An 18,811-nucleotide genomic window follows, 5' to 3' on the forward strand; every position below is an offset into this window, starting at 1 on the left:
CTCAAATTCGAGAGGAGAAATATGAATAAACTTTCAAAGCTCGCGTTCATTGCAGCTACCGCAGTTATGGCTGCATCCGCAATGGCACAGTCGGTGCCGGCGTCGCGACAAGCTACCAATGACAACTGGGTGAATGGTACTGGCGAATACGTTTGGATGAACGGCACGAACGAGCTTTGCTGGCGCGATGCATTCTGGACGCCGGCAACGGCTAACGCAAAGTGCGACGGCGCACTGGTTGCCCAGGCTCCGACGCCGCCGGCACCGGTCGCACCGGCACCGGCCATCACCAGCCAGAAAATCACGTATCAGGCTGACGCACTGTTCGACTTCGACAAGGCTATCCTGAAGCCGGCTGGCAAGGAAAAGCTGGACGATCTGGCATCGAAGATCCAGGGCTTGAACCTCGAAGTCGTCGTGGCAACGGGTTACACGGACCGCATCGGTTCGGACAAGTACAACGACCGTCTGTCGCTGCGTCGCGCTCAAGCTGTGAAGGCATACCTCGTCAGCAAGGGCATCGAATCCAACCGTATCTACACGGAAGGCAAGGGCAAGCGCAACCCGGTCACGACCGGTTGCAACCAGAAGAACCGCAAGCAACTGATCGCCTGCCTCGCACCGGATCGTCGCGTGGAAGTCGAAGTTGTCGGTACTTCGAAGCAGTAAGCTACAAACTACCGCAGCACGAAAAGCCCCGCTTCGGCGGGGCTTTTTTTTGCGCAGACTGCGCAGATTGCCGATCAAGCCAGGCGAGCGCCGCCAACCGCTTGCACGCGCGGGCGGCATTTTGCCGCCCCGGCCCCTCGCCTATATACTCCGGGTTTATCCTCGAGCGCCCGCTCACCGCTCTCATCGAGGCAGCTTTGCCATGACCAACGCCGATCCCCACGAACTACAGAAATTCAGCGACCTTGCGCATCGTTGGTGGGACCCAAACGCCGAGTTCAAACCGCTGCATGAACTCAACCCCGTTCGCTTGAACTGGATCGACGCCCACGCCCATCTGGCCGGCAAGCACGTGCTGGACATTGGGTGCGGCGGCGGCATTTTGTCCGAGTCAATGGCTGGCCTGGGCGCGGACGTCAAAGGAATCGACCTGTCGAGCGAAGCCCTTGGCGTCGCCGATCTTCACAGCCTTGAAAGCGGTGTAACGGTTAATTACGAGGAGATCGCTGCCGAGGCGCTCGCCGCACGTGAGCCAGGCACCTACGACGTGGTCACCTGCATGGAAATGCTCGAACACGTGCCGCAGCCCGCTGCGATCGTCGAGGCGTGCAAGACGCTCGTCAAACCGGGCGGCTGGGTGTTCTTCTCCACGCTCAACCGAAACGTGAAGTCATACCTGTTTGCGGTGATCGGCGCGGAATACATTGCGCGCATGCTGCCTAAAGGCACGCACGACTACGCGCGTTTTATCCGTCCGTCCGAACTCGCGGGCTTCGTGCGAGCCGCCGGCCTACGCACAGCAGACATCAAGGGTATCGTCTATAACCCGCTCAGCAAGCACTTCGCGCTTTCGGCAGACACGAGTGTGAACTACATGCTCGCCTGCCGCCGCGACGCCTGATCCGCCCGAACGCCGACCTAATCCAATCGATGAGCGATCCTACGCCCCTGCCCCAACGTGAAGACCACGAAGACGCACTGGGTCTTTGCCAAGCCGTGCTGTTCGATCTGGACGGCACGCTGGCCGATACGGCGCCAGACCTTGCCGCCGCCGTCAACAAGATGCGCCATGATCGCGGACTCGATATGGTCCCACTCGAAAGACTACGGCCGCTCGCGTCGGCTGGCGCGCGAGGGCTGATCGGCGGGGCGTTCGGCATCGGACCGGACGACCACGAGTTCGCATCGATGCGCGAGGAGTTCCTCGCCAACTACGAAGCGGACCTTTGCATCGAAACCACGCTCTTTCCGGGCATCCCCGAACTGCTCGATGAACTCGACGCGCGGGGCGTGCGCTGGGGCATCGTCACGAACAAGATGGCGCGGCTCACGGAACCGCTAATCGCGCAACTGGGTCTGGAAGAGCGGGCCGGCTGCGTGGTCAGCGGCGATACGACTCCGCATTCGAAACCACACCCGGCGCCGTTGCTGCACGCGGCTCGCGAACTCGACGTGACGCCCGAGCGCGTCGTCTATGTCGGCGACGACTTGCGTGACGTGCAGGCGGGCTTTGCTGCCGGCATGAAGACGGTGGCTGCGGCCTACGGCTACTGCGGCGACGATATTCCGCCGACGCAATGGCATGCGCAGCATGTCGTGCAGTCGCCGGCCGAACTGCAGAAGCTGCTTCGCGACATCGGTTAGCCATCGGCCCCGGCACGCGCCCGAACCGGCAACTCACACCAGCCCAGGATCGGTCAAGACACGGCCGTCAATCTATTGTAAAATATACGTTGGCTCGAAGTTGTGAGCAACGAACCGCGGGGGCGACCTGGTTTCGACAGGGGTTGCGAAGCGGCTAGGGCATGTCGAGGACCCGTCACCTCGTTAATCAATGGGAAAAACGTAACTGCAAACGACGATACGTTCGCACTGGCAGCCTAAGGGCCGCCGTCCTCTGCCTAGTTCACTGACGGGCTAGAGTCGCAAGACCGGTAGCAATACCGACAGAGGTCATATACGTCAGTTAAGCCTTGACGGAGTCACGACGTCCGGGTCGAAAATCTAGTGAATCGCCGTAGTGCAGCGTGTTCGTCCGCGTCACTATGGTTAAATCAAATGACAGAACTAAACATGTAGAACTGGTCGTAGAGTGCTTCTGGACGCGGGTTCGATTCCCGCCGCCTCCACCAGACACCTTTCAGGCAAATGGCAATGCCTCAACGAATACCCCGACGGCGCTCGCCGCTCGGGGTTTTTTGTCTTTAGACCGCCAGCGCTTCGGCATGGCGATCCCGCGCACCGCAAACTGTGCAGCGCGGATTGCGCCGGCGCTTATTGCTGGCGGATAGCGCCAAGCGCGCGTTGCACGGCCGTGTCAATCGCTGCCGGCTGCGGATCGGTGTCGGCTACCCTTCGTGGCGGCTGCGTACCCACCACCGCCCGCAGCGTCTCAGTACCCGCTGCACGCGTCTCTATCTCTGCCTCAACCGCCGCCCGGTCCACTTTGGCATCCACCACCGCGTGTTGTACATTCACGCGAGTCACCGGCTGACGATCCGCAACGTTCAGCATCAGTTCATTAACGCGCGCCACCTCGTCGAGATTCAGACTTGCGGTTGCCGCCTTCAGTTGAAGAAGCCCAACGACTGTTGCATACCGTGCCCGAATAAGATCGCGGCGATTCGCGAAAAACGCGTCAGATGCCCGCAGCACATCTGCGCTCCCGCGACTGTCCACGCGATAGCCGACCTTCGTCGCGCTGAGCGCGGCACGCGAACTCTGCACCAATCGCGACAGCGCTTCCACCCGGGCGACGCCGGCAAGAAAGCGCGACCAGTATTCCCGTGCGCTAGCGCCCGCCAACCGTGTCGCCGCAACCAGTTCGTCCTGCGCCCTGTCTTCGAGTGCGAGTTTTTCGTCGATGTTCGCGCTCGTTGCACCGCCTTCGAAAATGGGAATGCTCACCGACAGCATCGCCGTCGTTGTCGTCGTCGGGCGGACGTAGCCGGACGCCGCGCCGGTTGGCGTATGGCTCGCCGTCAGATTCACGACCGGTAACCGCGCTGCGCGAGCCTTCTCGACCTCGAGTTCTGCAATGCGCCGGTCGATCTGCTTCAGTTGCACCGTGTAGTCGTGCGCCTCGGCTTGGGAGGCCCAGCTTTCCATATCTTCCGGATACAGTCCTGGCATGACAGCGGCGTCCGACAAGCGCGACAGCCCCGCAAACCGCTGCCCCGTGAGGTGTTCCAGCGCGAGCCGTTTCAACTGCAAGTCGTCGCGGGCGTCCAACTGTTGCGACCGCGCCTGTTCGCAAGCCGCCTCGGCTTCCTGCACATCGATCACCGTGGCCTCGCCGGCACCCCGCCGACGCCGCAGTTCTTCCAGGTGTACATCCAGCGCCGCCGTGTAGTCGTCGGCGCGTGTCAGTTCGTCCTCGGCGGCGAGTTCGTCGAAGTACGTTTGCACGGCTCGCAGAATGGCCGATTGCTGCGCACGCGCGAGATCGACCGCGCCGCGCGCCTGAACGAAGTGCGCCTGCTTGTAGGTGGTCCATCTGCTCCAGTCGAAAACCGGCTGCGTAAGCGCGACAGTCCACCCGTTCTGCCAGTAGTGGGTGTTCGGAACGCCCTCGGTTACCGTGCTGTTGTATGCCCGTCCCCAACCCGCCGCCAGCTGCGGCAGCAGCGCCGCGCGGGCTTTCGGCAAGGCCTCGCCTGCTGCTCGCGAGCCGGCGCGAAACGCTGCCAGGTCCGCGTCGTGATCGGTGCTCTGCTCCACCACGGTGAGCAGATCGATAGCCGCCGCGGACTCTGCGAAAACCACACCGCTGAACACAAGCAGTGCGCCCGCGATCGTGCGTTTATTCATCTGCCAGAACTCCCTCGCGAGCCTCGCATAGCAGTTCACCGTCGACCAGTCGATAGCGCGTGTCGAACGCCGAAGCGAGCGACATGTCATGCGTAATCACGACCACCGTACGGTCCAGACGCAGCAACAAGTCGACAACATGCCGCACGGATGCCGGGTCGAGGTTCGAAGTCGGCTCATCGAGCAGCAGCAGTTCCCGTTGCTGATACAACGCTCGCGCGAGCAGCAAACGTTGCCGCTGGCCCGCCGAAATATTCGCGATCGTGTCGCTAATCACCGTGCGTGTGCGCATCGGCAGGCGCATGACATCGGGCAGCAAGCCGACGTCGTCCAGCAATGCATGAATGCGCGCCTCGTCCGCATTGCCCGCGAAAAGTGAGACGTTGTCGGCAATCGAGCCGTGCAGGATCAGATCGCCCTGCCGCATATGAACGGCATGTCGTCGAATTTCATCGACACTGAGATTCGGCCACGCTATTCCGTTTAGCGTGATCTCGCCTTCCTGCAGCGGCTCGGCTGCGGCAAGCAGCTTGAAGAGCGTCGACTTGCCGCTTCCCGAGGCGCCGGTAATCACAATCTTGGCGCCCCGCCGGATCACGATGTTTGCGTCCTTGAGCACCGGTTGATCCGAAACGCCGTAGCGGAACGTGACGCCGCGGACATCGATGCGCTCGAACGTTCGCACCTCGACGGCCTTATGCATCTCACCGGGCTCGGTGTACCGTTCCGCTTCGCCATCGACAATATCGCCCACGCGCGCAACCGGAACACTCAGCATGAAATATTCGAAGGCTGCGTTGACGGCTCGCGCAAAGCGCTCGGACAACAGCGACTTGTAGATCAGAAACGAATAAAAGACGCCCACCGAAATCGTGCCGCTCAGCATCAGACGTGCGGCGAACCAGCTCACCGCGATCATGTCCGCGTAGTCGACAAGTTTGAGGATCGCGTCGCGTGCGCTCGCGAGGCGGCTGTTCTTCACCAACGCCGCCATATACGCGCGATATTTCGCCATGAAGATCGCCGTGCGCCGCGCCTCGCCCTGCGACAGCTTGATCAACGAAGCCGCGCGGATCGTTTCGATAAGCGTGTCGTCGCAGCGCGCCGACTCCTCCAGCACCAGTGCATGGGTATCGCGCATGCGCGAAAACAGCGCGAACGACACCGCCACGTAGACCATAAAAATCAGCACGGCGATCACCGTGAGTTGCCTGCTTTGCACCAGCATCAATGCGAGCGCGAGCATGCCGACCGCGACGTCGATGCCTGTCGAGATCGTTGTCCGGGTGGTGAAGGCGCTGACTTCGTCTTGCGCCTTCACGCGCGCAAACAGATCGCCGACGTGACGCTTCTCGAAGTACGGTATGGGGTTGCGCAATAGTTGCGCCACGATTCCCTCGGTCATGTTCATCTGCACTAAACCGTGCAGAAGCTCGACGAGGTAGTTCTGAACGTACTGGCTCAACGCACCGACGATAAAAATGCCGCCGAACGTCAGCATCAACACATTGAGCAGGTTCAGGTTGTCAGCGGCGACAACATCGTCGAGCAACAGATTGCCGAGGTACGGCATGGCGAGAATCGCGAACTGGCTGCCGAGCGCGACGAACATCACCTTGGCGATCTGCGCGGTGAGCTGCGGATTGAGCGCACGCACGCGAGCCAGCGCGCCTGGCACACGCGACTTGTTGCGCATACGCGGCATGGCTGGCGTCGGCGAGCATTCGAGCAGGTAGCCGGACACATTCGCGACAAAAGTGTCCATGGAGATGCGCCGCCGCCCGCTTGCCGGATCGATCACTTGCACATAGCCGCGCCCGCAATTCTCGAACACGACGAAATGCGCGCCGCCGAAGTGCAGAATCGAACCGCGCTTGATGCTCGGCAGATCGCCGGCGTCAAAGCGGTACGCCTGGACGGCGAGACCGAATTCGACTGCCACGTCGTACAGGTCCATCAGCGAGAGGCCGTTGGCTGAGATCGGCCTGAATGCCTGCAACTCGCGCACCTCAATGGCCCGGCCGAAGTGTGACAGGACCATGGCGAGACACGCGTAGCCGCATTCGGCAACTTCGTTTTGATAGATAGCGCGCATCGTCAAGCTCGCAGCATTCGAAAAAATGGCGCGAGCACCCATTCGGCGATGGTGCGCCGTTCGATGACGATGCTCGCCGTCGCGGCCATGCCGGGCAGAATGTCGAAGCGTTGCTGTTCGAACTTGAACTTGTCGTCGCTCAACGTGGCCCATGCCATATAGCCGCCTTGCGCACCGCGCGGCTCCGAAGCGCCCGCAGGTGACATCCCTGATCGCACCGTGGTGCGGGAGATCGAATCAATGCGCGCCGCGTAGCTGCCGAATTTTGCATAGGGAAACGCGTCGAACTTGAGCCGCACAACTTGCCCTTCGCGGATAAAGCCACGCCGTCGCGAAGGAATACGCAATGCAGCGCGCAGCGGCCCCTTCTCGCCGGTCGATATCACGAGTGCGACGTCGTCCGTGGCCAGCGTGCGGCCGGGAACGAGCCCAGAAAAAGTGACGACGCCTGCCTTCGGTGCGGAAATGGTCGCGTCCTGACGAATCTGCTCGAACCGCACACGAATGTCCTGCAGCTCGCGCGCATGGCGCGCTTCAAGTTCAGTCAGCTGCGCGCCAAGCCCGGTTTGCGTGCCGAGTGCCGCGCCGAGTTCGGCGTTCAACTGTTGACGGCGCGCGGCGCTTTGCGCGACCGACACCTTCGCCTGATGCGTCACCGCCCTCGCCTGTTCGACGCGGTCTGCGGTGACGTAGTCCGACACCGATTCGAGCCGTGCGACCGTACGTTGAGCTTCGTTGGCTAATTGCTCGTTCTGGCTCAATTGCTCATCGAGCGCCAGGATTTCCGCCCGACGGCTTTGCGCAGCAAGACGCGCGGCGTCCAGCTGCGCGCTGAGGTCGGCCTTGCGCTGCGTGTATTGCGCTTCGCTCGTACGAATCTGCTCGTCGCGGTCATGCGCGTCAAATGCCGGGCGCTGCCGGCCGTCACTCGCCAGCGAAAGATCGCGCTCCAGCCTGAAGAGTGGTGCGCCCTGCCCGACGCGCGCCGAGGTGCTGACATAGATGTCCGAGACCAGGCCGCTCAGCCCCTGAATTTTGATTTCCGACGGCGACACGATTTCCGCGCGCACGTCCTGCTTCAGTTCCACGTCGTGAACGAACGCGAAAACGACCGCGACAATGATGAGCGTGGACGCCGCATAGGCGAGCCAACGCCACGAGACGTCCCTGAATTGTGGGAGATAGATCGGTTCCATAGCCTCGTTGCTGCCGGATGCCAGCCGGTGCTGGTCTGTGCGCATTTCTATGCCTGCGCGCTTTTGGGTCGAATGCGATGCCGCGACTCTCGTGCCGGGCGGGAGAGCTTTAGCGAACGGGCGCGAACGAGTACATCGAAGGATGGCCGGCAACCAGCCAATCCGAATAGTTGTTCGCGGCCGCGGCTTCGATATACCTCGCAACTTGCTGAACAGCGCCTGTACCGGCAAGCGGCAACGGCTCGAATATTTCGGCGCCGAAACGCCCGCGCTCAAAGCGCAAATAGAACGGCAGCAATATCGCGTCGAACTGCGCGCCCAACCGGAACACGCCGTTATGAATGCGCGCGTTGCGCCCAAACATGGAGACGCTCACCGTCTCCATGGGATAACGGTGCAGTGCGAACGGAGGCACGTCGGCAAACAACACCGCGACGCCACTGCGCTTCAATGCGCGCGCGACACGCAGGCCGAGGCCATTGCGATCGTCTTCCCCGTAGGTGTACAGCACGTTCACGCCTGGTATGAGCGAGTGATCATCGCCATACATATCTCGTGGCACGCCGGACACCACGGCGATCGACTCGAGTCCGAGCAACGCCCGCAGTTCGTCGATGACGTAAATATTCGCGTACTGCGACACATAGTGAAACGGCGACACGATGACCGGGCGACCAGGTTCATTTGCCTGCAGTTGCCTGATTCGTGTGGCGAGCGAACTCGCGATCTGTTGCAGGTCGGGCCATGCTTCGCTGCCCCGCGACAGCCGGCCGAAATAAATCCGCTGGTCAATCAGGCGCTCCCGGAAGCGGCCGGCGGCAACGCGGCCCGGGTTGCACAGTGGCAAGTCAAGTACGTCGCGTCCAATCTCGTAACGGCACACGCCTTCCCAGCGCGTACGCGCATCGACGAGCCGATAGATTCGCCATAAGACGGCGGACAGCGGCTCGATTGCCGATCGCGGCATGCGCGCAATCAACGCGACCTGTACGCTGCGCCTCGCAATCGCAATCCGGTTGCGCAGGAAAGTCAGCACGTTCCGCCCGACCACCCACGGCTTCATGTTGGCGTTCGTTCGTGTGCCGGAACCTCGCCAGCGGGCGCGGTCCCGGCACGGTCGAGCATTAGGCGCGCGACTTGACCGGAGCAGCGCTCTTCAGCGTCGTCTGCGTCGTCTTTGCGGTGCTGCTCTTGCAGCAACCGCCCGCAACAGCGGATTTGGCCAGTTCATTACGGTTGATCTTTTGCATTTTTGTTTACCTAAGTTAACTGAATAAATGATTTAGCTCGCAAGTAATTCATCACTCATCGAGCGGCGCAGATTCTAGCATCCGATATTTTTTAAAAAGCAGCATCTTGACGCAATTTTTCATTTATCTTTATTCATCAGAATTTTCTCTGTTTAATCCACGAATATTCCGGCCTACGTTGCCCGGCAGCGCACATGGCGAGCCTGCCCGCACCATGACGGCGGCAGTCGGATCGACCAGTCGGCTCGATTTCCAGGCGTGGCATGAGCGCCCGTTCTAAAATCACCATTCAATCATTCTTTATTCACGCCCCAGGTGTATGCAAAACACTCACCGGGTTAATTCATCGCACCTACATACAATGCGAAACATTCCTACGTCAGAATGGGAATCAACTCAATTCAATGAAACCGCGATGAATTCACGCCTTGCAATATCACGACGCGTTGCTAAACCCGAATCCGTCGCCTACTGTGACAGTGCGAGCGCAAGCGTACCGAGAACGAGATGGCGACGCGCATGAGCATCGGGCCGCAAGTGAATAGCGACACATCCGGCAAACGTGGAATAAACCTCCCGGCTCGTTCGTTGATACCTCACGCGCGGACGCGAGCCGCCTTGCGCGCTAACAACTCACACGATCACAAACAACAGGAGCCGACATCATGCGCAAAACCCTCTTCTGCCTCGCCTTGCTGGCACTGCAACAGACCGCTTTTGCCGAACCCCCGAAGGTTGTCGACGGCCGCTTCGTTACCGCCGACGGCATGACGCTCTACACCTTCGACAAGGACACGACGCCGGGCGTCAGCGCCTGCACGGGCGGTTGCACGAGCTATTGGCCGGCTGCCGTGGCCAGCCCCTCCGACAAACCGTCCGGGGACTGGACACTGATTCCGTCGGCGGACGGCAAGCAGCAATGGGCGTACAAAGGTCATCCGCTTTATCGCTACTCGGCGGACAAGCAGGCGGGGGACGCAAAAGGAGACGGCTTCAAGGACGTCTGGCACGCGGCAAAGCCGTAATCGGCGCCCAGGCGCACTACCAACGAAAAACGCCGGCAAAGCGCCGGCGTTTCAACTAGCAAAAATGCACTGAACAGCAGCCTACTCGTCTTTCGGACAGCGCAGGTTGCAGCCATTCGGGTCGCCCAGGTCGCCGCGCTTGCGCATGGCCGACTTCTTGTCCGACTGATATTTGTCCGACGGCGCGGAAGCCGCGAACGGCATTTGCGGATGTTCAGCAAGCCGGAACTGCTCCTGCAGAATGCCGCCCGGTATGCCCGGCGAATTCTGCGCGAAAGCGACCGGAATAGTCACGAGGAGCAAACCGGCCGACGCTGCGGCGGCGCATGCATGTACAAGAGCTTTCATATCGATTCGTAGCGCGGCGTGGCGCGCGGTTGGGCAAAAGCGGAAGCTTAGAGAGTATCCCAAACGAAAGCCATACGCAGCGTCGAACGCGCCACGATGTTTACAACCGCTTACGCGCCTGCTCCGCTCAATCCTGCTTCGAGGTCCACGACTTTGCCGCACTCGCGCGGATCATAGCCTTGCAGCTGATCGACGCTTTCATGAAACTCGCTGCCGCGCAACAGTTCTATTACCGTGGACAGCGGCTCGCGCTCGAGCCGCGCGCGGTCGCATGCGAAGTAATAGTCTTCGTCGACGGCAGGAATGAAGTCGAGCCCAAAATGATGCGCCGCCGGTTCTACGCCAAAGCCCACGTCGGCCATGCCGCTAGCAACGAATGCGGCGATCGCCGAATGCGTAAGCTCCGCCGACGCATAGCCATTCACGCGATCCGGGTCGATGCCAAGCTTTGTCAGCGCCAGATCCAGCAGCATGCGTGTGCCGGAGCCATGTTGACGATTGACGAAGCGGATGTCGTCGCGCGCGAGGTCGCTCAGGCCGCCGATGGTCTTCGGATTACCCTTACCGAGAAAAAGCCCCTGCTTGCGCCGCGTCAGATGCACGAGCACGTGGCGTTGCGGATCGAGCCAGCGCCGGTACGTATCGGCGCAAGCCTCGCGAAACTCGCCGAGCGGCAAGTGAAAGCCGGCTAGTTCACATTCGCCGCGCGCGAGCGCACTCACGGCGTCGGCGCCGTCGCGGTATTTGATTTCGACGGGCAGCTCGTTCGCGACCAGAGCGGTCACGAGCGCCGCCACGGCATAACCATGCGATGCATGAATGCGTACGTGATCGACGGGCGGCGCGAGCCACCGATTCAGATCGCTTGCCACCTCGCTCGCCAGCGCCTGCATATTGCCGTCGAGCCGCTCGCCGCATAAACGCTGCGCACGCAGCACCGCGTGGCCGAGGTCCGAAAGCACCGAACCTCGGCCGCGCTCCTTCGCGATCAGCGGACCGCCCAGACGCTCCTCGATTCCGCGCAACAAACCCCACGCGTGACGGTAGGACAAACCCTTAAGCGTCGCCGCCTGCGCAATGCTGCCCGACTCGTTCACGAGAGCGAGCAACGGCACGACGTCCGACAGGCTTGCCTCCCGACCGTCGGGACCCTTCAACACCAGTTGCGCGCGGCACTCGATTCTGATCATATATGTACAGGTTTCTCCTATTGCATAGGCCGTTTCGCCCGCCTATCGTTCGGCTATCCCATATCGAATAAACGAAGCATAAGTGCACACTTTATGAATAACAAGTGCATATATGACTTTGGAGGAGCCCCCACTTGGACGATCTCATCGCCTTCGCGCCGGAACAGCTCGTAGAGCGTCACGCGCTGCCTGGCAAGTCGCTGCTAGCGGTGCTGCACGCGATTCAGGACGAACTCGGTTACGTGCCGCCCGCCACGGTTCCATCGCTCGCTCGCGTGATGAACCTGTCGCGCGCGGAAGTGCACGGCGTCATCACCTACTACCACCATTTCCGCACGAGTCCGGCGGCGCCCGTCACGGTGCAACTATGCCGCGCGGAAGCCTGCCGCAGCATGGGCACCGAGGCGCTCGCGCAGCACATCGAGGCGCATACGGGCTGCCGCTTCGACGCCGGGCATGAAACCGGCGACACGGTGGAACTCGAGTCGGTGTACTGCCTTGGCCAATGCGCGCTGTCGCCGGCGATGATGGTGAACGGCACGCTCCATGCCAAGGTTACGCCGCAGAAATTCGACGCCATTTTCGCGGCTGCCAGCAAATGCGTGGAGGTGACGGCATGACGCGCATCTATGTTCCCCGCGATTCGTCCGCGCTCGCACTCGGCGCCGATGCACTGGCCGACGCAATCAAAGCCGAGGCCGCACGCCGCGGCATCGCGATAGACCTGATTCGCAACGGCTCGCGCGGCTTGCTGTGGCTCGAACCGCTCGTCGAAGTGCAAACGGCCGAAGGTCGCGTAGGTTATGCGAACGTCGAGGAAAGTGACGTAGGCGCGCTCTTCGACGCGGGCTTCATCAACGGGGGCGAGCATGCTCGCCGTGTCGGCGTGGTGGACGAGATTCCGTATCTGAAGAAGCAACAGCGCCTGACGTTCGCGCGCATCGGCATCACCGACCCGCTTTCCACCGACGACTACGTTGCGCACGGCGGTCTCGAAGGCTTGCGCCAGGCGTTGCAAACCGACGGCGACGCGGCATGCGAAGCGCTGATCGAATCGGGCTTGCGCGGACGCGGCGGCGCCGCGTTCCCCGCCGGCATCAAATGGCGCACGGTGCGCGCGGCGAAAGCCGCACAGAAGTACATCGTCTGTAATGCGGACGAAGGCGACTCCGGCACGTTCTCCGACCGCCTTGTGATGGAGAGCGACCCGTATGTGCTGATAGAAGGCATGATCATCGCGGGCGTCGTGACCGGCGCAACGGCAGGCTACATCTACGTGCGCAGCGAATATCCGCATTCGATCGCGACGCTGGAAGCCGCAATCGCAAAAGCGCGCGCCGCCGGCTGGCTCGGCGACAGCGTGCTCGGCTCCGCGCATCGGTTCGAATTGTTCGTCGCGAAGGGCGCCGGCTCGTACGTCTGCGGCGAAGAAACCGCGCTGCTCGAATCGCTCGAAGGCAAGCGCGGCGTCGTCCGCGCGAAGCCGCCGGTGCCCGCGCTGGTCGGTCTGTACGGCCAGCCGACGGTGATCAACAACGTCATCACGCTCGCCACGGTGCCGATCATCTTCGCGCGCGGCGCTGCGTTCTACAAAGACTTCGGCATGGGCCGTTCGCGCGGCACGCTGCCGTTCCAGCTGGCAGGCAACGTCAAGCAAGGCGGCCTCGTGGAACTTGCATTCGGCGTGACACTGAGCGAACTGATCTACGACTACGGCGGCGGCACGGCAAGCGGCCGGCCCGCGCGCGCCGTGCAGGTTGGCGGCCCGCTCGGCACCTATCTGCCGGAAAGCCAGTGGGACATTCCGATGGATTACGAAGCGTATGCGGCGGTCGGCGCCGTGGTCGGCCACGGCGGTCTCGTCGTGCACGACGACACGTCGAATCTGGCCGAACTCGCTCAATACGCGATGCACTTCTGCGCGCTCGAATCCTGCGGCAAGTGCACGCCGTGCCGCATTGGTTCCACACGCGGCGTCGAAGTGATCGCACGAATCCGTAACGGCGACACGTCCACGCGGCAAGTGCAGTTGCTGCGCGATCTTTGCGACACGATGGTGTCCGGCTCACTGTGCGCGATGGGCGGCATGACACCTTACCCCGTGCTGTCCGCACTCGACCATTTTCCTGAAGACTTCGGTCTCGCCGACGCTCGCGCCGACGCACCGAAAGCCGCGGCCTGAACGAGGAGCCCAACCATGTCAGACATGCTCAATACTCCTGTCGGCGGCTGCGGCTCCGGCAACTGCGCGTGCAAGTCACAAGCGCAAGCACAATCGCGCACCCCGCGCTCCTACTTCGACGACACCGACTACGGCACGCCGGAGCGTCACGCCGATGTCGACGTGACGCTGGAAATCGACGGCCAGGCGGTAACGGTGCCGGCCGGCACGTCGGTCATGCGCGCCGCTATCGAAGCCGGCGTGAATGTGCCGAAGCTCTGCGCGACCGATTCGCTGGAACCGTTCGGCTCGTGCCGCCTGTGTCTCGTCGAGATTGAAGGCAAGCGCGGCTACCCGGCCTCGTGCACGACACCGGTCGAAGCCGGCATGAAGGTGCGCACGCAGAGCGATCGTTTGCAATCGCTGCGCCGCAACGTGATGGAACTGTATATCTCCGATCACCCGCTCGATTGCCTGACCTGCCCCGCGAACGGCGACTGTGAACTGCAGGACATGGCAGGCGTCACCGGACTGCGCGAAGTGCGCTACGGTATCGACGGCGCAAATCACCTGCAGGACAAGAAGGACGAATCGAATCCGTACTTCACGTACGATCCGGCGAAATGCATCGTCTGCAATCGCTGCGTGCGTGCATGTGAAGAAACCCAAGGTACGTTCGCGCTGACCATCGCGGGGCGCGGTTTCGAATCGCGCGTGGCGGCGAGCGAAAACCAGCCGTTCATGGAATCGGAATGCGTGTCGTGCGGCGCGTGCGTCTCCGCGTGCCCGACCGCCACGCTTCAGGAAAAGACCGTGGTCATGCTCGGCCAGGCCGAACATTCGGTCGTCACCACCTGCGCGTATTGCGGCGTCGGCTGCTCGTTCAAGGCAGAGATGAAGGGCAACCAGGTCGTTCGCATGGTGCCGTTCAAGAACGGTCAGGCGAATGAAGGTCACGCGTGCGTGAAGGGCCGCTTTGCATGGGGCTATGCGACGCACAAGGACCGCATCACCAAGCCGATGATCCGCGCGAAAATCACCGATTCGTGGCGCGAAGTCAGCTGGGAAGAAGCGATCAATTACGCAGCTTCCGAATTCCGCCGCATCCAGGCGAAGCATGGACGCGATTCCATCGGCGGCATTACATCGTCGCGTTGTACGAACGAAGAAACGTATCTGGTGCAGAAGCTCGTGCGGGCCGCGTTCGGCAACAACAATGTGGACACCTGCGCACGCGTCTGCCATTCGCCGACCGGCTATGGCCTGAAGACAACGCTCGGCGAATCGGCGGGCACGCAGACGTTCGCCTCGGTCGATAAGGCCGACGTGATCATGGTGATCGGCGCGAATCCGACCGACGGCCATCCGGTGTTCGGCTCGCGTCTGAAGCGCCGCGTGCGCGAAGGCGCGAAGCTGATCGTCGTCGATCCGCGCCGGATCGACATCGTCGATACACCGCACGTGAGGGCGTCGCATCATCTGCAATTGCGCCCCGGCACGAATGTCGCCATCGTCAACGCGCTCGCTCACGTCATCGTGACCGAAGGGCTGCTGAACGAAGCATTCATCGCCGAGCGCTGCGAGGGACGCGCGTTCGAGCAATGGCGCGATTTCGTGGCGCTTCCGGAGAATGCGCCTGAAGCAACTGAAGCCGTGACCGGCGTGCCGGCCAAAGACGTGCGCGAAGCCGCGCGCATCTATGCAACGGGCGGCAATGCCGCGATCTACTACGGCCTCGGCGTCACTGAACACGCGCAGGGCTCCACGATGGTGATGGGCATTGCGAATCTCGCGATGGCCACCGGCAACATCGGCCGTGAAGGCGTCGGCGTCAATCCGCTGCGCGGCCAGAACAACGTGCAGGGTTCGTGCGACATGGGCTCGTTCCCGCACGAGCTGCCGGGCTATCGACACATCAGCGATACGATCGTGCGCTCGCAGTTCGAGGACGCGTGGAATGTCACGCTGCAAACCGAACCGGGTCTGCGCATTCCGAACATGTTCGAAGCAGCACTCGACGGCAGCTTCATGGGCCTGTATTGCCAGGGCGAAGACATCGTACAGTCGGACCCGAACACGCACCATGTGGCCGCTGCGTTGTCGTCGATGGAATGCATCGTCGTACAGGACATTTTCCTGAACGAGACCGCGAAGTATGCGCATGTGCTGCTGCCCGGCTCGACGTTCCTCGAAAAGGACGGCACGTTCACGAATGCGGAGCGCCGCATCTCGCGCGTGCGCAAGGTCATGCCGCCGGTGCCGGGCTACGCCGACTGGGAAGTCACGCTGCTGCTTTCGCGCGCACTAGGCTATGAAATGGACTACGCGCATCCGTCCGAGATCATGGACGAAATCGCGCGTCTCACGCCGACCTTCCACGGTGTGTCGTACAAAAAGATCGACGAACTCGGCAGTATCCAGTGGCCTTGCAACGAAGAGGCGCCCAACGGCACACCGACCATGCACATCGATACGTTCGTGCGCGGCAAGGGCAAGTTCGTGATTACGAAGTTCATCGCGTCGCCGGAAAAAGTCACGCGCAAATTTCCGCTGCTCCTCACCACCGGGCGCATTCTGTCGCAGTACAACGTGGGTGCGCAAACGCGCCGCACGGAGAACTCGCGCTGGCATGACGAGGACCGCCTCGAACTGCATCCGCACGACGCAGAAGAACGCGGCATCAAGACAGGCGACTGGGTCGGCATCGAATCGCGCGCGGGACAGACCGTGCTGCGTGCGAAGGTCACCGAGCGGATGCAGCCTGGCGTCGTCTATACGACGTTCCACTTCCCCGAATCGGGAGCGAACGTGATTACGACCGATAGCTCGGACTGGGCGACCAACTGTCCGGAATACAAGGTCACGGCGGTGCAGGTCATGCCGGTCGAACAGCCGTCGCAATGGCAGAAAGAGTATTCACGCTTTAACGCGGAGCAGCTCGAACTGCTGAAGCACCGCGAGATGGCCAACGCGACCGCGGGTAAGTGAGGCGATCCATGGACACACAGAATCTGATCGACATGGCAAACCGCATCGGCGACTTTTTCGATTCGATGCCGGATCGGGAAGAAGCGGTTACAGGCGTCGCTGACCACATCCGCCGTTTCTGGGAGCCACGCATGCGGCGCGCGTTGCTCGCGGCGCTCGATAACCCGGACGCAAGCGGCATCGCGATGTCGGCGATCGTCAGGGAAGCACTCGTCAAACACCGCGAGCGCCTGACGCCTGCGGAGCCTTCAATCGCCTGAAGCGGCATATAACAGGTCGTGCGGTCTGCACGTAAAGGCGGCGGCTCCAACCGGGGCAGCCGCCGGCCGCAGCTTTACACGGCTGTCTGCTCGGGTATCTGTCCGCCAACCGTGAACCACGCTTCGCAATGCCGCAAGAGGCCGTTCAGGTCCGAGCCGGTGCGCCCGCGCGCGCTGATGTAGCCGTCGGGCCGCAGCAGATAGAACGACGGCCGCGTTCGTCCATACGACTCGGCTAGCGACGGACCGCCGTCGCCGGTCGTGTCCGTCACGCGCCAGATGCGCACCGCGCCTGGCAACAATCTCTCCATGTCGGCCACTAGACGCTCGAACTCGGCGTCGCGAGGCGGCTCGTGCTTCGCGTCCGGATCAAGCGGCTTTTCGTCGACGGGCAATGGCGGCACGAGCACGAACAGCGAAAAGAACGCGGGGTCGTGCAGATCGAAAATGCAGCCGATGCCGGGCGCGCGTCCGAGCGGACCGTCGACCACGTGCACCACCGCATCCGGCGCGCGCTCGCCCGCGCGCGGGCCGCCGTCGAGCACGCGTTCGAGCGTGAGCGGACTGCGGCGGTACTGGACCGACAACTCGCTGATCGTGAGCCGCGCGGCGTCGCGCAACGGGCCAAGCGCGGCGAGAACCGGCATCACGCGCTCGCGCAGCAGCTTGAGCGGCCCGTGATCCGCCTCGGCCATCTGCGTGATGAACCCGGTTTGCCGCAGCACGTCGCGCTCAATGGGATGGCGTTCGAGATGGTAGGTGTCGAGCAGGCGATCGGGCGCCGCGCCCTTCAGAACGCGCGCGAGCTTCCAGCCGAGATTGAACGCTTCCTGGATGCCGGTGTTCATTCCCTGCGCGCCGGCCGGACTATGCACGTGCGCGGCGTCGCCAGCAAGAAAGACGCGCCCCACGCGCAGCCGCTCGACCATCCGGCTGTTCAGGTGGAAATACGAGGACCACGCCAGTTCCGAGACATCGACGCGTTCATGCACCCGCCTCGCGAGCAGTGCCTTGCATTCGTCGAGCGACGGTCCGGGTGCGCGATTGAGCGGCGGTTCGCCAAGCACTACCGGCGACAGCGGTGCGGCTTCGGCGACGCGCTCGACTGCGTGATCCGCGATCAGCCGATGCCGGCCGTGGCCCATTGGAAAGAGTGCGACGAGACCTTCACCGGAAGCGAAGATGTGGAATTCGTCCTCGGGCCAGTCCGTCTCGGCGTGCAGATCGGCGAGCAGGAAGGTCTGCTCGAGTGTCTTGCCCTCGAAGCTCAGTCCGAGGCTATGACGGATCATGCTGTGCGCGCCGTCCGCAGCGATCATGTAGGACGGACGCAGCGTTTGCGTGTGACCGTCGGCGCGCCGCAGCGTCGCCTGGATGCCGGCCGAGCCTTGTGTGAACATCGTGAGTTCGACGCCCCGCTCGACCGTGACACCGAGCGTCGCGAGATGCTCGGTCAGCAGACGCTCGGTCACCGACTGATCGAGAAACAGCAGATACGGATAGCGCGTGTGCAGCGGATCGAAGTCAAGTTGCGCGAGGCGCATGCCGTGCGAAAACAGATTCGCGACGCGGGCGCGATGGCCCAGTTCGAGAAACCGCTCGACAAGTCGATGCTGCTCCAGCAGTTCGAGCGTGCGCGCCTGAATGCCGATTGCCCGCGAATAAGGGTTCGGCTGCATCGCGCGGTCGATCAGACGCACGGGAATATGAGCGCGCGCGAGGCTCATCGCAGCGGCGAGGCCGGTCGGACCCGCCCCGACGATCAGGACCGGCGACGCATTATCAGCAGCAGCGTCCATGCGAAACTCCGCAGAGCACA

Annotated in this window: 16 protein-coding genes and 1 other RNA gene; 9 read left to right on the plus strand and 8 right to left on the minus strand. The window is 62.3% G+C overall.

Features of this window, described 5'->3' with window-relative positions:
• The first annotated feature begins 21 nt into the window (after positions 1-21).
• The 4 genes from ompA to ssrA all read left to right on the plus strand — a co-directional run bounded on the left by ompA (position 22) and on the right by ssrA (position 2,801).
• The gene (ompA, locus tag OH764_RS12780) at positions 22-669 is read left to right on the plus strand and encodes an outer membrane protein OmpA (RefSeq protein ID WP_013340148.1); all 648 of its coding nucleotides are present in this window, start codon (positions 22-24) and stop codon (positions 667-669) included.
• Between the two features lie 202 nt (positions 670-871).
• The gene (gene ubiG / locus OH764_RS12785) at positions 872-1,570 is read left to right on the plus strand and encodes a bifunctional 2-polyprenyl-6-hydroxyphenol methylase/3-demethylubiquinol 3-O-methyltransferase UbiG (protein ID WP_498848815.1); all 699 of its coding nucleotides are present in this window, start codon (positions 872-874) and stop codon (positions 1,568-1,570) included.
• A gap of 29 nt (positions 1,571-1,599) precedes the next feature.
• Positions 1,600-2,313: an HAD family hydrolase gene (gph, locus tag OH764_RS12790; protein ID WP_498847046.1), complete on the plus strand. Its 714-nt coding sequence runs from the start codon at positions 1,600-1,602 to the stop codon at positions 2,311-2,313.
• Between the two features lie 118 nt (positions 2,314-2,431).
• Positions 2,432-2,801: a transfer-messenger RNA gene (ssrA, locus tag OH764_RS12795) on the plus strand.
• 142 nt (positions 2,802-2,943) lie between these two features.
• On the opposite strand, the gene OH764_RS12800 is transcribed toward ssrA, so the two are convergent.
• From OH764_RS12800 to OH764_RS12820, 5 genes are all read right to left on the minus strand, one after another.
• On the minus strand, positions 2,944-4,479 hold the full coding sequence (locus OH764_RS12800; RefSeq protein WP_498847047.1) for a TolC family protein: 1,536 nt from the start codon (positions 4,477-4,479) through the stop codon (positions 2,944-2,946).
• Positions 4,472-6,574, minus strand: coding sequence for a peptidase domain-containing ABC transporter (locus OH764_RS12805; RefSeq protein ID WP_498847048.1), 2,103 nt, complete (start codon positions 6,572-6,574; stop codon positions 4,472-4,474). Before OH764_RS12805 ends, OH764_RS12800 begins: the two co-directional genes overlap by 8 nt.
• Positions 6,575-6,576: 2 nt before the next feature.
• Positions 6,577-7,770, minus strand: coding sequence for an HlyD family secretion protein (locus tag OH764_RS12810; RefSeq protein ID WP_498848816.1), 1,194 nt, complete (start codon positions 7,768-7,770; stop codon positions 6,577-6,579).
• A gap of 109 nt (positions 7,771-7,879) precedes the next feature.
• Complete coding sequence (locus tag OH764_RS12815; protein ID WP_498847049.1) at positions 7,880-8,833, minus strand: lysophospholipid acyltransferase family protein; 954 nt, start codon at positions 8,831-8,833, stop codon at positions 7,880-7,882.
• Between the two features lie 61 nt (positions 8,834-8,894).
• Complete coding sequence (locus OH764_RS12820; protein WP_020068986.1) at positions 8,895-9,020, minus strand: hypothetical protein; 126 nt, start codon at positions 9,018-9,020, stop codon at positions 8,895-8,897.
• 665 nt (positions 9,021-9,685) lie between these two features.
• On the opposite strand from OH764_RS12820, the gene OH764_RS12825 reads away from it, so the two are divergent.
• Positions 9,686-10,045 (plus strand): COG4315 family predicted lipoprotein, encoded by a 360-nt coding sequence (locus OH764_RS12825; RefSeq protein ID WP_498847050.1) that lies wholly within the window; start codon positions 9,686-9,688, stop codon positions 10,043-10,045.
• 81 nt (positions 10,046-10,126) lie between these two features.
• Here OH764_RS12825 and OH764_RS12830 read toward each other — a convergent pair whose 3' ends face one another.
• Positions 10,127-10,393, minus strand: a complete 267-nt coding sequence (locus tag OH764_RS12830) for a hypothetical protein (protein ID WP_498847051.1) — start codon at positions 10,391-10,393, stop codon at positions 10,127-10,129.
• Between the two features lie 110 nt (positions 10,394-10,503).
• Positions 10,504-11,583, minus strand: coding sequence for a substrate-binding domain-containing protein (locus OH764_RS12835; RefSeq protein ID WP_498847052.1), 1,080 nt, complete (start codon positions 11,581-11,583; stop codon positions 10,504-10,506).
• 134 nt (positions 11,584-11,717) lie between these two features.
• On the opposite strand from OH764_RS12835, the gene OH764_RS12840 reads away from it, so the two are divergent.
• The 4 genes from OH764_RS12840 to OH764_RS12855 are packed head-to-tail and all read left to right on the plus strand — an operon-like array spanning position 11,718 to position 16,992.
• The gene (locus tag OH764_RS12840; RefSeq protein WP_498847053.1) at positions 11,718-12,203 is read left to right on the plus strand and encodes a thioredoxin domain-containing protein; all 486 of its coding nucleotides are present in this window, start codon (positions 11,718-11,720) and stop codon (positions 12,201-12,203) included.
• Positions 12,200-13,765: a formate dehydrogenase beta subunit gene (locus tag OH764_RS12845; protein WP_498847054.1), complete on the plus strand. Its 1,566-nt coding sequence runs from the start codon at positions 12,200-12,202 to the stop codon at positions 13,763-13,765. The genes OH764_RS12840 and OH764_RS12845 overlap by 4 nt, the downstream gene beginning before the upstream one ends.
• A 15-nt stretch (positions 13,766-13,780) precedes the next feature.
• Entirely contained in the window at positions 13,781-16,732 is a 2,952-nt protein-coding gene (fdhF, locus tag OH764_RS12850; protein ID WP_498847055.1) for a formate dehydrogenase subunit alpha, read from the plus strand.
• 8 nt (positions 16,733-16,740) lie between these two features.
• Positions 16,741-16,992 (plus strand): formate dehydrogenase subunit delta, encoded by a 252-nt coding sequence (locus tag OH764_RS12855; protein ID WP_020068993.1) that lies wholly within the window; start codon positions 16,741-16,743, stop codon positions 16,990-16,992.
• Positions 16,993-17,066: 74 nt separating this feature from the next.
• On the opposite strand, the gene OH764_RS12860 is transcribed toward OH764_RS12855, so the two are convergent.
• Positions 17,067-18,791 (minus strand): FAD-dependent monooxygenase, encoded by a 1,725-nt coding sequence (locus OH764_RS12860; RefSeq protein WP_498847056.1) that lies wholly within the window; start codon positions 18,789-18,791, stop codon positions 17,067-17,069.
• Positions 18,792-18,811 lie beyond the last annotated feature (20 nt).

This window comes from Burkholderia sp. M6-3, from assembly GCF_050858985.1.
GTDB classification, from domain to species: Bacteria; Pseudomonadota; Gammaproteobacteria; order Burkholderiales; family Burkholderiaceae; genus Paraburkholderia; species Paraburkholderia caledonica.

Coding starts and splice junctions, on each gene's coding strand:
- OH764_RS12845 (WP_498847054.1), top strand. CDS start 12,200: ATGACGCGCATCTATGTTCCCCGCGATTCGTCCGCGCTCGCACTCGGC.
- OH764_RS12825 (WP_498847050.1), top strand. CDS start 9,686: ATGCGCAAAACCCTCTTCTGCCTCGCCTTGCTGGCACTGCAACAGACC.
- fdhF (WP_498847055.1), top strand. CDS start 13,781: ATGTCAGACATGCTCAATACTCCTGTCGGCGGCTGCGGCTCCGGCAAC.
- ompA (WP_013340148.1), top strand. CDS start 22: ATGAATAAACTTTCAAAGCTCGCGTTCATTGCAGCTACCGCAGTTATG.
- OH764_RS12820 (WP_020068986.1), bottom strand. CDS start 9,020: ATGCAAAAGATCAACCGTAATGAACTGGCCAAATCCGCTGTTGCGGGC.
- OH764_RS12815 (WP_498847049.1), bottom strand. CDS start 8,833: ATGAAGCCGTGGGTGGTCGGGCGGAACGTGCTGACTTTCCTGCGCAAC.
- gph (WP_498847046.1), top strand. CDS start 1,600: ATGAGCGATCCTACGCCCCTGCCCCAACGTGAAGACCACGAAGACGCA.
- OH764_RS12860 (WP_498847056.1), bottom strand. CDS start 18,791: ATGGACGCTGCTGCTGATAATGCGTCGCCGGTCCTGATCGTCGGGGCG.
- OH764_RS12830 (WP_498847051.1), bottom strand. CDS start 10,393: ATGAAAGCTCTTGTACATGCATGCGCCGCCGCAGCGTCGGCCGGTTTG.
- OH764_RS12810 (WP_498848816.1), bottom strand. CDS start 7,770: ATGGAACCGATCTATCTCCCACAATTCAGGGACGTCTCGTGGCGTTGG.
- OH764_RS12855 (WP_020068993.1), top strand. CDS start 16,741: ATGGACACACAGAATCTGATCGACATGGCAAACCGCATCGGCGACTTT.
- OH764_RS12835 (WP_498847052.1), bottom strand. CDS start 11,583: ATGATCAGAATCGAGTGCCGCGCGCAACTGGTGTTGAAGGGTCCCGAC.
- OH764_RS12805 (WP_498847048.1), bottom strand. CDS start 6,574: ATGCGCGCTATCTATCAAAACGAAGTTGCCGAATGCGGCTACGCGTGT.
- ubiG (WP_498848815.1), top strand. CDS start 872: ATGACCAACGCCGATCCCCACGAACTACAGAAATTCAGCGACCTTGCG.
- OH764_RS12800 (WP_498847047.1), bottom strand. CDS start 4,479: ATGAATAAACGCACGATCGCGGGCGCACTGCTTGTGTTCAGCGGTGTG.